Genomic DNA, 12,196 nt, shown 5'->3' with positions numbered 1-12,196 from the left:
GGCGGTGGCGAGGCGGGGGTCGCGGGCGGCGGCGAAGCGGCGGAGATCCTCGAGGCGCTGGCCATGATGGCCGAGGACCCCATGCTGCTGGAGGAGGCCGAGCGGCGGGCGCGCGACGGCGCCGACGCCGCGCACGCTCTCGACGCCGCCTTCGCCCAGCACCGCGACGCCCTGGCCGAGCTGGGCGGCTACCTGGCCGAGCGGGCCGCCGACCTGGACGATCTCAAGCACCGGGCGGTGGCGTTCGCGCTCGGCCTGCCGATGCCCGGCCTGCCCGCCCCCGGCCACCCGTACGTGCTGGTGGCCGAGGACCTCTCCCCCGCCGACACCGCGGGGCTGGGGCCCGACGTGCTGGCGCTCGTCACGGAGCGGGGCGGCCCCACCAGCCACACCGCGATCCTGGCGCGTGGCCGTGGCCTGCCCGCGGTGGTGGCCTGCGCGGGCGTCATGGACCTGCCCGACGGCACGGTCATCGGCGTGGACGGCGGCACCGGCGAGATCACGACCGGTCTGACCGAGGAGCGGGCGGCCGAGATCGTGGCGGGCGACCGCGCGGAGCGGGCCAGGCTGGCGGCGAGCAGCGGCCCCGGCAGGACCGCCGACGGCCACCCGGTGAAGCTGCTGCTCAACATCGGCTCGGCCAAGGATCTGCGTCCGGGCGCGGAGGGTGTCGGGCTGTTCAGGACGGAGTTCCTGTTCCTCGACCGTACGGGGGCGCCGTCGTTCGAGGAGCAGGTGGCCGCGTACACGGAGGTGTTCGAGCAGGCGGAGACCGTGATCGTGCGCACGCTCGACGCGGGCACCGACAAACCCCTGCCCTTCCTGGGCCTGCCCGAGGAGCCGAACCCCGCCCTGGGCGTGCGGGGCCTGCGGGTGGACCGGATCCTGCCCGGCGTGCTGGACGCCCAGCTCGACGCGATCGCCGAGGCGGCCAGGGCGACGGGCACGCAGGCGTGGGTGATGGCGCCCATGGTCACCACCGTGGCGGAGGCGAGCGGGTTCGCCCGCCGCGCCCGTGAGCGCGGCATCGCCAAGGTGGGCGCGATGGTGGAGGTGCCGGCGGCGGCGCTGCGGGCCGGGGCGCTGCTGCGGGAGGTCGACTTCCTCAGCATCGGCACGAACGACCTGGCCCAGTACACTTTCGCCGCCGACCGCCAGCACTCGGCGCTGGCCGATCTGCTCGACCCGCGCCAGCCCGCCCTGCTCCAGCTCATCGGCATGTGCGCGCGGGCGGGCAGGGAGGCGGGCAAGCCGGTCGGGGTGTGCGGCGAGGCGGCCGGCGACCCGCTGCTCGCGCCGCTGCTGGCCGGGCTCGGGGTGACGAGCCTGTCCATGGCCCCCGTGTGCGTGCCCGCCGTGCGGGAGGCGCTGGCCGGCCTCACCTTGGAGGAGTGCCGGCGCCGCGCCGAGGCCGCCGTCGGCTAGATCGGTTCCGGGCTGTGCGCCCTGAGCTGGAGGCCGTCGCCTTCGACGTCCACGGTGACCCTGCCGTGCTCCTCGATCTCGCCGGTCAGCAGCATGGTGGACAGCCGGTTGTCCAGCTCGCGCTGGACGGTGCGGCGCAGCGGCCGGGCGCCGAACTCGGGCTGGTAGCCGCGCTCGGCCAGCCAGTCCTTGGCGGCGTCGGTGACCTCCAGCGTGACGTCCTGGCCGCGCAGCCGCTGCCGGGTCCGTTCCAGCAGCAGGTCCACGATCTGGCGGAGCTGCTCGCGTTCCAGCCGCTTGAAGACGATCGTCTCGTCGATGCGGTTGAGCAGCTCGGGCCGGAGCGAGTGGCGCAGCAGGTCCATGAGCCGGTCATGCAGTTGCTGGGTGTCGTCCGAGTCGAGGATCATCTGCGCGCCGAGGTTGCTGGTCATGATGACGATCGTGTTGGTGAAGTCGACGGTGCGGCCGTGGCCGTCGGTGAGCCGACCGTCGTCGAGCATCTGCAGCAGGATGTTCATCACGTCGGGGTGGGCCTTCTCGATCTCGTCGAGAAGGATGACGCCGTGCGGGCGGCGGCGTACGGCCTCCGTGAGTTGACCCGCCTCCTCATACCCGACATATCCGGGCGGCGCGCCGATGAGGCGCGAGACCGTGTGCCGCTCCTGGAACTCGCTCATGTCGATGCGCACCATGTGGTCCTCGCCGCCGAACAGCGCCGCGGCCAACGACCTGGCCAGCTCCGTCTTGCCGACTCCGGTGGGGCCCAGGAACAGGAAGCTGCCGATGGGACGGTTCGGGTCGGCCAGGCCCGCCCGGGCCCTGCGCACCGCCTCGGCGATGGCGACGACCGCCTCGTCCTGGCCGATCACGCGCTTGTGCAGGTGCTCTTCGAGCCTCATGAGGCGCTCGCGCTCGCGCTGGGTGAGCTGGGTGACCGGGATGCCGGTCTGCCGGGACACGACCTCGGCGATGTCCTCCACCACGACCTGCGGGACGCTGTCCTCGCCGCGCCTGGCGCGCTCCAGCTCCGGCCTGATCTTGTCGATCTCGATGGTCAGTTCCTTGGCGCGGTCGAAGTCGTCGGAGGAGACAGCCTGATCCTTGTCGCGGCGCAGCGAGTCGAGGCGCTCCTCCAGCTCGCGCACGCCGGTGCCGGGCGTACGCGAGCGCAGCCGCACCCGCGCCGAGCCCTGGTCCATGAGGTCGATGGCCTTGTCCGGCAGAAAGCGGTCGGAGATGTAGCGGGCCGACAGGTTCGCGGCCGCGTCGAGGGCCTCGTCGGTGATGCGCACCTGGTGGTGGGCCTCGTACGTGTCGCGCAGCCCGGCCAGGATCTCGACCGTCTGCTCCACGGTCGGCTCCGAGACCAGGATCGGCTGGAAACGGCGTTCGAGCGCGGCGTCCTTCTCGATGTTCTTGCGGTACTCGTCGATCGTGGTGGCGGCGATGACGTGCAGCTCGCCGCGGGCCAGAGCCGGTTTGAGGATGTTGGCGGCGTCCATGCCGCCCTCGGCGGAGCCGGCGCCGACCAGGTTGTGCACCTCGTCGATGAAGACGATGGTCTCGTCAGCGTGCGCGCGGACCTCGTCTATGACCTTCTTGATGCGCTCCTCGAACTCGCCGCGGTATTTCGTGCCCGCCACCATCCCCGTCAGGTCGAGGCCGATGACGCGGCGGTCCTTGAGCATGTCGGGGACGGTGCCGTTGACGATGCGCTGGGCGATGCCCTCGACGATCGCGGTCTTGCCGACGCCCGGCTCGCCGATCAGACAGGGGTTGTTCTTGGTGCGGCGCGACAGCACCTCGATGCACTGCTCGATCTCGTCCTCGCGGCCGACGACCGGGTCGATCCCGCCCTGCCTGGCCTCTTCCGTGAGGTCCCTGCCGTACTCGTCGAGCGTAGGGGTGTCGCCCCCTCCCCGGCGTGGCTCGCCCGTCCGCGCGCCGCCGGACATGATGGCCTCCTGCAGCTCGTTGGCGGACGCGCCCTGTTCCTGCAGGAGGCGGGCGGCGCCGGAGTCGGGGTTGGCGGCGAGGGCGAGCAGGAGGTGTTCGGGTCCGATGTACGACGACTGCAGGGCCCGTGAGATCCGCTGCGCGTCCAGGATGGCGCGTTTGGCCGCCGGTGAGAGCGTCGTGGGCGGCTCGCCGGGCCGGCCGGGACCGGCGAGCGCGTCGATGCGGTTGCGCAACCGTCCGACGTCCACGCCGGCCGAGCGCAGCATGCCCCCCGTGGCGTCATCGTCGATCAGCGCGTCGAGCAGGTCGAGCACGTCCAGGTCGGCGGCGCCACGCTGACCGGCCTCCTCCAGGGCGCGCCTCAGGACCTCCCTGGCCGAGGCGCTGAGCAGCCTGCCGACGTCCACCCGCTGGACGCTGGGCCGGGTCGGCGGCCAGGCCTCCATACCCCCGAACACGCGGCCCGTGAGCTCCTCGAACCCTCTGAACGGGTCCCCGCCGAAGAACGACCTGAACGGCATGTCAGACATGTATCCCCCTTAGGCTCAGGGGACATCTAGCCCTGCGCGCCGCACTTCATAGCCAGGTTCCGGCAAAGCCTGCCGGGCCGGCGCGACCGGTCGCGGCACCGGCTCAGGCCTTGACCTTCGCGCGTCACCTTCCCCCGACGGCTTGGTCCTCGCGCGTCACCTTCCCCCGACGGCGTCGGCGATGGGCGTGTCACCGGAGACGAGCTCCAGCGTCCGGTGGACGGTCCCCGGGGCGTCGAGCATGGCCGCGATGACGGCGGCCACGTCGTCGCGGGGAACCGAGCCGGGCGAGACCTCCGGCTCCAGCCTGACCAGGCCGGATCCCGGTTCGTCGGTCAGCCGGCCCGGGCGGAGGATCGTCCAGTCGAGGTCGCGGGCGCGCAGGTCGTCCTCGGCCTCGGTCTTGGCCTTGATGTAGGCGGCCCAGACCGCGTCCCTGCCCGGCGCGGGCGGCTTGCCCGCGCCCATGGACGAGATCTGGATGAACCGTCGCACGCCTGCCGTCTCGGCCGCGCCGGCGAGCAGCACGGACGCGCCCTTGTCGACGGTCTCCTTGCGGGCCGCGCCGCTGCCCGGCCCCGCGCCCGCGGCGAAGACCACGGCGCCGGCGCCCTCGACGATCCGCGCGACCTCACCGGACGACGCCCGCTCCAGGTCGCACACCACGGCCTCGGCGCCCGTGGCCTCGACGTCCGTGACGTGGGCCGGGTCGCGCACCAGGCCCACGGCGCCGGATCCGAGGCGCCGCGCCAGGCGCAGTGCTGTCTTCCCGTGGCCGCCCGCGATGATGATCCGCATCGTTCCCCATGGTGTCGTGGCTTGTCCGCTCCCCCGCGGGGAGCGGCTTTCCCGCCTCCCCGGCTGAGGGCGGCGATCGGACCAGCAATGCCCGTTTCCGTACACCCTTACTCCCCCATGCCGGATCCGGCGGACGGTTCCGCGGCCCGGCTTATTCTGACGGCCCTGACGCGGGTGGGGGCATAACCCCGGCATCGGGCAGGCGTCGGCGGGTATGGCAGGGAGGAGCCGAACAGAGCGGCGCTCTCCGGTCTGCGCCGGCCCGCCGGACGGGCTTGACGAGCCGGGTGTACGGGAGGCGGGGCGAGGTGGGAATATCCCTCCGAACGCCCGGGCTGGATCATGCGTACCCCCCACAGAGGAGATTCACTATGGATTTGGCAGACATCGGCGTCACCGGCCTGGCCACCATGGGGCGCAACCTGGCCCGCAACCTCGCCAGGCACGGATACGCGGTGGCGGTGCACAACCGCTCGTACAGCCGTACGCAGCAGCTGATCAAGGAGTTCGGCGGCGAGGGCACGTTCGTGCCGTCCGAGGAGCTGGCCGCGTTCGTGGCGTCGCTGAAGCGCCCGCGCCGGGCGATCATCATGGTGAAGGCGGGGTCGGGCACCGACGCGGTGATCGACCAGCTCGCCGACCTGATGGAGCCGGGCGACATGATCGTCGACGGCGGCAACGCGCACTTCCAGGACACCCGGCGGCGCGAGGCGGCGCTGCGCGAGCGGGGCATCCACTTCGTCGGCACCGGCATCTCCGGCGGCGAGGAGGGCGCGCTGCTCGGCCCGAGCATCATGCCGGGCGGGTCGAAGGAGTCGTGGGAGGCGCTCGGCCCGATCCTGCAGGACATCGCGGCCCAGGTGGACGGGGTGCCGTGCTGCGTGCACGTGGGCCCCGACGGCGCCGGCCACTTCGTGAAGATGGTGCACAACGGCATCGAGTACTCCGACATGCAGCTCATCGCTGAGTCCTACGACCTGCTGCGCCAGGCGCTGGGCGCGACGCCGGCCGAGCTGGCCGAGGTGTTCAGGGAGTGGAACCGGGGCGACCTCGACTCCTACCTGATCGAGATCACCGCGGAGGTGCTCGACCAGGTGGACGCCGGGACGGGCAAGCCGTTCGTGGACATCGTGGTCGACCAGGCCGAGCAGAAGGGCACCGGCCGCTGGACCGTGCAGAGCGCGCTCGACCTGGGCGTCCCGGTGACCGGCATCGCCGAGGCGACCTTCGCCCGCGCGTTGTCCGGCCACCCGGAGCAGCGTGCCGCCGCCGCGTCCCTGCAGGGGCCGAAGTTGTCGGGCGTCGGCGGGCGCGAGCTGATCGAGGACGTGCGGCAGGCCCTCTACGCCTCCAAGATCGTGGCGTACGCGCAGGGCTTCGACCAGATGGCGGCGGCCTCGAAGGAGTACGGCTGGGACCTCGACCTGGGCGCCATGGCCACCATCTGGCGCGGCGGGTGCATCATCCGGGCCAAGTTCCTCGACCGGATCCGGGCCGCGTACGACACCGACAGGGAGTTGCCGACACTGCTCGCCGACCCGACGTTCGCGGCCGCCCTGGACGCCGCGCAGGAGTCGTGGCGGCGGGTGGTCACCACGGCCGTGCGGATCGGCGTGCCGACGCCGGGCTTCTCCTCGGCGCTGGCCTACTACGACGGGCTGCGGCGCGACCGCCTGCCCGCGGCGCTGGTGCAGGGGTTGCGCGACTACTTCGGGGCGCACACCTATCACCGGGTCGACAAGGAGGGCGTCTTCCACACCGACTGGTCCGGCGACCGCGCGGAGCGCCCGGCCTGACGGTCAGCCTCTCCCCATGGGGGCCGGGTTGGCCACCGCCGTCACCAGGCAGAAGCCGAGCGGTCCCGCCGGATCGTGCAGGGTGACCTGCCCGGTCGCCACGCCGCCGGTGCTGAGGTGGCCGGTGGCCTCGATGCCGACGAGGTCGCTCTCGGGGAGGCGGGCGAGCGTCAGCGTGTAGTCGGCGTTGATGAACCGCAGCCCGTCGAGCCCCGCGTTGCTGAGCGGGCTGGCGAAGTCGGCGGCCAGCGCCGCGCGTACGAACGGCGTCACGGGCTCGTCGTCCACCAGCGGGTGGCGCTCGCGCAGCCACACCCGCCCCGGCCCCGGCGCGCCCCGGCCGGGCACCCGCCACAGGTCGAACGGCGGCGTCCATCCGCCTCCTCCTTCGACCGGCGGGCCGACGGGCGGCGGCTCGTCCCAGGCGGGCGTGACGATCGCCTGCTCGCCGCCTGGCTGCTCGCCCTGCCTCAGCAGCACGGCGCCGGCCCGCGCGATCACGCCCTGCTCGGTGGAGATCGTCGCGTCGGCCACCCGGATCCGGCGGCCGTCCCTGACCAGGGTGGTCTCCACCGTGACGGGCGACATGGGGCTGTTGCGGAACAGGTCGACGGTCAGCCGGGCGAAGCGCAGGCCCGGCGCCGCGTGGTGCTGCTCGATGGCCTGGGCCGCCAGCCCGCCGAGCAGCCGGCCGTGGAGCATGTCGGATGACCAGGGGCCGCGGGCGTGCGGGGCGGGGACGAGGTCGTCCCCCTTTCGCGTGAAGAACGCTGACGACGACACAGAATCAGATTCTAGAGGAGCAGCACGGTCAGGCGGTACGCCGAGCGGGCGCACAACGTGGTGCACTGGTCGGAGTTCCCGTACGGCGGGCACCACGCCGCGCTCCAGGCGCCCGAGGCGCCGGCGGACGACGTCCGGGCGTCTTCGCGGGTTGCCGACCTTCCGGGATGGATTTTCGCCGGCTTGGCCCCTTAAGCTCCCACAATGCGCGATCTAGGTGAGGACCCCCGGCCCGCCCGGGGTGCGGTACGCGAGATCCATTCCCTCCACGGGCCCGCCACCCTGGCCTACTCCCCTGACCTCGACGGCATGGCCGACCCCGGGGAGATCGTCTGGGCCTGGGTGCCCTACGAGGAGGATCCGTCGAGGGGCAAGGACCGCCCCCTGCTGGTCGTGGGCCGCACCGGGCGCAGGCTCCTGGGCATGATGCTGTCCAGCAAGGGCGACGACGGTCCCGACTGGCTGGAGCTGGGCTCGTGGGGCCGCGACGACCGGGTCTCCTACGTACGGCTCGACCGGGTTTTCGTGCTGGACGAGGACGACATCCGGCGCGAGGGCGCGGTGCTCGACGGCGAGCGCTTCGCCCGGCTGGCGGCCAGGCTCATGAAGACCCACGGCTGGGGCGCCGGCTAGTCGCCCGCCGCGCTCACGACGGGCAAGGGGGACGGCAGCCGAGGCCCGGGAAGTGATCGTGCCACGCCTCCCGGACGAGGCCGGGGCCGGTCAGGGCGCAGACGCGGGTGGCGACGCGGGCGGCGTCGGGGTCCCACAGGCGTACCGTGTGATCGGCGCTCGCCGTGGCCACCGTGCGGCCGTCCGGGCTGAAGGCGGCCGCGCGGACGGCGTGGGTGTGTCCCGTGAGGCGGGCCCGGAGAAGCGGCCCGCCGGCTCCGGTGAGACGCCACAGCCGGGTCGTCCCGTCGTCACCGGTGGTCGCGAGCAACCCGCCGTCCGGGCTGAACGCCACCGAGGTGGCGCCGCCGCGGTGGCCGCCGAGCCGGGCGGTCGTGCGCGGCTTGGCCGGAGTGGTGATGTCCCACAGCCGGACGCTCTGGTCGAAGCTGCCGCTGGCCAGCGTGCGACCGTCGGGGCTGAACGCGACGGTGTAGACCTCGTTCGTGTGACCGGACAGGGTGGAGACGGGCTCGGGGCGGCGCGGATCGGCCAGGCGCCACAGGCGGACGGTCCTGTCGAACCCGCCGGCGGCCAGCATGCCGCCGTCCGGGCTGAAGGCCACGGAGTAGACGGCGCCGGGGTGGGTGGTGATCGTCGTGATCGGCTCGGGGCGGCGCGGGTCGGCGAGGTCCCACAGCCGGACCGTGTTGTCGAACCCGCCGCCCGCCAGGATGCGGCCGTCGGGGCTGAACGCGACCGTGCGCACCCTGGCGGCGTGGTCGCGCAGCGTGGGGAGCGGGCGGGGCGCCTTCGGGTCGGACACGTCCCAGAGGCGGATGGTCTCGTCCTCGCCGGCGACCGCGAGCATGCCGCCGTCCGGGCTGAACGCCAGGGCGTAGTACGTGCCCGCCGGGCTGTCGAGCACGGGCAGGGGAACCGGCCGGTACGGGTCGGCGACGTTCCACAACCGGATCTCGCGCCCGTCGCCGGCCGTGGCCAGGATGCGCCCGCCCGGCCGGAAGGCGACGGCACGGACCGCCCCTCCGTGGCCGGCCATGACCGGGCCGGCCGAGTCCCACAGGTTGACCGTGTGGTCCCAGCTCGCGCTGGCCATGGTCGAGCCGTCGGGGCTGAACGCGAGCGCGGCCACCGTGCCGCTGTGGCCGGTCAGCACGGTGGCGGAGCGGGCGGGGTCGTCGACGTCGCTGATCCTGACGGTGTGGTCCCAGCCTCCCGTGGCGACCCGGCGACCGTCGGGGCTGAACGCGACGGCGATCACCGGCCCGGTGTGGCCGCTGATCGTGGCGAGCTCGCGCGGGCGGCGCGGGTCGGCGACATCCCACAGCCTGGCGGTGCGGTCGTCGCTGCCGGTGGCGAGAGTGCGGCCGTCGGGCTGAACGCGGCCGTGCCGACGTCCTCGCCGTGACCGGTCATCGTGGCGAGGTGGCGCGGGGCCGCGGGGTCGCGGACGTCCCAGACCCGGACGGTGTCGTCGTAGCTGGTGGTGACCAGGGTCCGGCCGTCCGGGCTGAGTGCCAGGCCGTGGACGACCCGTTCGTGGCCGGTCAGGGTGGCCAGGCGGCGGGGCCTGCCGGGGTCGCGGACGTCCCAGAGCCTGGCCGTGCCGTCGTCGGCGCCGGTGGCCACGTACCGCCCGTCGGGCGCGAAGACGATCTCCCAGATGGGCCCGTCGTGGCCGGTGAAGGCGGCCAGCAGCCGGGGCGCGCGCGGCTCGGTGATGTCCCAGAGACGCACCGAGCCGTCGAGCCCGGCGGTGGCGAGCCGTCCGCCGCCGGAGCTCAGGGCGACGGACTCGACGTCGGGCCCGTCGGCGCCGAACGCCGCGAGGAGCCGCGGCCGGCGCCGGTCCGCCAGCGCGAACAGGCGCACTGCCGCGCGATCACGGTGTTGCGCTGCTCGGTGGCCGCCCGCTGGTTGATCACCGCGATCACCGTGGTGGCCACGGCCAGCACCAGCAGCACGGTGAGCAGCGCCACCATGCGGCGCAGCGGCGGCGGGCCCCGGCTTCCTCGGCCGCCCTCGCGGCCAGCCCCGCGTCGAGGAACTCCTGCTCAAGGCCGGTCAGCGCGGTGTCGCCCGAAGCCGCCCAGTCGTGTGCCGACTGCAGCCGGGTGCCGCGGAAGAGCAGGGAAGGATCGCGGCCCTCGCGCCGCCACGCCTCGGCCGCCTCCCTGAGCTGCCTGCGCGTCCGCAGCCCCGCCCGGTCGGCGAGGATCCACTCGCGCAGGCGCGGCCAGGCCCGCAGCAGCGCCTCGTGGGCGAGCTGGGCGTGCTCGGCGTCGAGGGTGAGCAGCCGCGCCCGGGCGAACGACTCGACCACCTCGGCCGTGGCCGCGGCGGGGAAGTGCGGCTCGGGCAGCGAGCGCAGATCGACCGGCCGGCGGGCCTCGACGTTGTCCTCCCCCACGCACACCATCTGCAGCAGCACCCGGCGGGCGATCTCCTGGCCGTGCGGATCGAGGCCGCGGTAGACGTGCTCGGCCGTGGCGGCGACGGCCCCGCTGATGCCGCCGGTCGACCGGTAGCCGTCAACGGTCAGGGTGTTGCCCCTGCGCCGCGCCCACGTGGCCAGCAGCGTGTGGGAGAGCAGCGGGAGCGCGCCGGGCTCGTGCACCGGGCCCGTACCGTAGTCGGCCGTGCCCGGCAGGACGCCCATGTCGCGCAGCAGCAGCTCGGCGAGGCCGGGCTCCATGGTCAGGCCCGCCGCGCGGGCCGGACCGGCGATGATCTCGCGCAGCTCCGGCAGGGTGAGCGGGCCCAGCGGGAGGTGGCCGTCGCGCAGGCTGCCGACCAGTTCGGGGTAGGCCAGGCAATGGCCGTAGAAGCCGGCGCGCAGGCCGAGCACGACGAGCGCGGCGCCGGAGGTGGCCAGGGCGTGCACGGCGGCGAGGAAGGTGTGCCGTTCGGCGGGATCGGAGCACAGCGTGAAGACCTGCTCCAGCTGGTCGACCACCAGCACCACCCGCCGCCCCGCAGCGGGTTCCCCGGACGGGCCGAGACCGGCGCCCGCGGGGGACGCGCCGGAGGCATGCGCGGCCGGTGAGGGGCCGGCGCCAGCGGGTGACGGGCCGAGGTCATGCGTGACCAGTGACGGGTTAGGGTCATGCGCGGCCGGTGAGGGGGTGGGGTTGCTTGCGAGGGCCGCGCGTACGTGTGCGGCGAACTCCCCCGGCCCCTGCCGCAGGGACCTGGCCAGGGCGAGGACGTCCATGCCCGCGCCGTCCCCCATCCTGCCCAGCAGCTCGTCTACCGGACGCTCACCGGGCACGAACAGCAGGACCGGCCACCCCTGCGCTCCGGGCAGCGCGCCGCGGCGGAGCGCCGCCAGCAGCCCGGCCCGCAGCAGGGACGACTTCCCCGCTCCCGAGGGGGCGACCACGGTGAGCGGCCCCCGCTCGTCCGGCCGTCCGGCCAGCCGGGCGACCAGCACCCCGACCGCGTGCTCCCGTCCGAAGAACCACCGGGCGTCCTCAGGCTCGTACGCGCTCAGCCCGCGGTAGGGGCGGCCCCCGACTCGCGCTCGACCAGCCCGGCCAGCTCGCCACCGGTCCGCAGCGCGCGGTCGCACCCGCGCGCGACCCCCGGCGTCAGCCCTTTCTCCCCCGTCTCGACCTTGCTCAGATAGCCCTTGCTGTAGTTGGTCAGCCGGGCCAGCTCGTTGAGTGACAGCCCGCGCTCCAGTCGCAACGCGCGCAACCTGGCACCGTGATCGATCACTCACTCACTGTAGTTGCCCGGGTGGGAGCGGGCGCCCGCGAATTTTCCCGGCCGGCTGGTCCTGAGTTGTCCGGGTTTCCCTGTCGCCTGCCGCGCGAGGCGAGGGGAAACGCCTTCTGCCGGCCGCCCCGCCGGCTCCACGATCGGTGTTGCCCGCCACCGCAACCCGGCGGTGCGGGCCGCTCAACGCGATCGAGAGAACAGGAAGAACCATGCACAAGACGATCAAGACCGCCGCCCTCGCCCTGGTCGCCGCCGCCGCGCTGCCCCTGGCCGCCGTCCGCGCAGGCCGTGGCGGCCGAGGACGCCGCTCAGCGGGCGGTCCGGTACGACTTCCGGGTGCCCGGGGTCAGGATCTTCGCCCGCCCCGACGGCGGGTCGACCCGGAACGGTCTCGGCTACCCGGGCCAGGGCTTCGAGGTGGACAACTTCGCCGCCGGCGCCCCGTACACGTGCGACAACGGCGTGACGACCAGCGACTGGGAGCACGGCAGGAACGTCGCCACGGGCGTCGTCGGCTGGGTGCCGAGCTGCAACACCGTCGCCTGA

The 12,196-nt window shown here is 73.8% G+C and carries 10 protein-coding genes and 2 pseudogenes; 4 read left to right on the top strand and 8 right to left on the bottom strand.

Annotation, left to right across the window (positions count from 1 at the left end; all coding sequences use genetic code 11):
- On the top strand, window positions 1–1,425 hold a 1,425-nt coding region (gene ptsP, locus E1292_RS31245), incomplete at its 5' end, for a phosphoenolpyruvate--protein phosphotransferase (protein ID WP_132599407.1).
- Here ptsP and E1292_RS31240 read toward each other — a convergent pair.
- Window positions 1,422–3,917 carry an ATP-dependent Clp protease ATP-binding subunit gene (locus E1292_RS31240; RefSeq protein ID WP_132599405.1) on the bottom strand — a complete coding sequence of 832 codons (2,496 nt, stop codon included), beginning with the start codon at window positions 3,915–3,917 and terminating at the stop codon, window positions 1,422–1,424. The two genes, ptsP and E1292_RS31240, sit on opposite strands and share 4 nt — an antisense overlap.
- Before the next feature lie 156 nt (window positions 3,918–4,073).
- On the bottom strand, window positions 4,074–4,715 hold the full coding sequence (locus tag E1292_RS31235; RefSeq protein WP_132599403.1) for an NAD(P)H-binding protein: 642 nt from the start codon (window positions 4,713–4,715) through the stop codon (window positions 4,074–4,076).
- A 371-nt stretch (window positions 4,716–5,086) separates the two neighbouring features.
- Here E1292_RS31235 and gnd point away from each other — a divergent pair, with 371 nt between their 5' ends.
- The gene (gene gnd / locus E1292_RS31230; RefSeq protein WP_132599401.1) at window positions 5,087–6,511 is read left to right on the top strand and encodes an NADP-dependent phosphogluconate dehydrogenase; all 1,425 of its coding nucleotides are present in this window, start codon (window positions 5,087–5,089) and stop codon (window positions 6,509–6,511) included.
- 3 nt (window positions 6,512–6,514) lie between these two features.
- On the opposite strand, the gene E1292_RS31225 is transcribed toward gnd, so the two are convergent.
- The gene (locus E1292_RS31225; protein ID WP_246090457.1) at window positions 6,515–7,294 is read right to left on the bottom strand and encodes an acyl-CoA thioesterase domain-containing protein; all 780 of its coding nucleotides are present in this window, start codon (window positions 7,292–7,294) and stop codon (window positions 6,515–6,517) included.
- Between the two features lie 204 nt (window positions 7,295–7,498).
- Here E1292_RS31225 and E1292_RS31220 point away from each other — a divergent pair, with 204 nt between their 5' ends.
- Window positions 7,499–7,927 (top strand): type II toxin-antitoxin system PemK/MazF family toxin, encoded by a 429-nt coding sequence (locus tag E1292_RS31220; protein WP_132599399.1) that lies wholly within the window; start codon window positions 7,499–7,501, stop codon window positions 7,925–7,927.
- 13 nt (window positions 7,928–7,940) lie between these two features.
- Here the strand turns inward: E1292_RS31220 and E1292_RS31215 are convergent, their stop codons facing one another.
- From E1292_RS31215 to E1292_RS31205, 5 genes and pseudogenes are all read right to left on the bottom strand, one after another.
- Window positions 7,941–9,188 (bottom strand): WD40 repeat domain-containing protein, encoded by a 1,248-nt coding sequence (locus tag E1292_RS31215; protein WP_132599397.1) that lies wholly within the window; start codon window positions 9,186–9,188, stop codon window positions 7,941–7,943.
- Window positions 9,189–9,272: 84 nt separating this feature from the next.
- Window positions 9,273–9,386, bottom strand: a pseudogene (locus tag E1292_RS55895) (hypothetical protein); the annotation flags it as partial.
- A gap of 5 nt (window positions 9,387–9,391) precedes the next feature.
- Window positions 9,392–9,799 (bottom strand): annotated as a pseudogene (locus E1292_RS31210) (WD40 repeat domain-containing protein); the annotation flags it as partial.
- A gap of 58 nt (window positions 9,800–9,857) precedes the next feature.
- A complete protein-coding gene (locus E1292_RS51485) occupies window positions 9,858–11,498 on the bottom strand; it encodes an nSTAND1 domain-containing NTPase (RefSeq protein WP_342775719.1) in 1,641 nt (546 codons plus the stop codon).
- Window positions 11,417–11,647: a helix-turn-helix domain-containing protein gene (locus E1292_RS31205; protein WP_132599393.1), complete on the bottom strand. Its 231-nt coding sequence runs from the start codon at window positions 11,645–11,647 to the stop codon at window positions 11,417–11,419. Before E1292_RS31205 ends, E1292_RS51485 begins: the two co-directional genes overlap by 82 nt.
- Window positions 11,648–11,938: 291 nt before the next feature.
- Between E1292_RS31205 and E1292_RS31200 the strand changes: the two genes are divergently transcribed.
- Entirely contained in the window at window positions 11,939–12,196 is a 258-nt protein-coding gene (locus tag E1292_RS31200; RefSeq protein WP_132599391.1) for a hypothetical protein, read from the top strand.

This window comes from Nonomuraea deserti (assembly GCF_004348685.1).
GTDB lineage: Bacteria > Actinomycetota > Actinomycetes > Streptosporangiales > Streptosporangiaceae > Nonomuraea > Nonomuraea deserti.
Note: the sequence above shows the minus strand (reverse complement) of the source record. Positions and strands in the feature narration are given on the sequence as shown.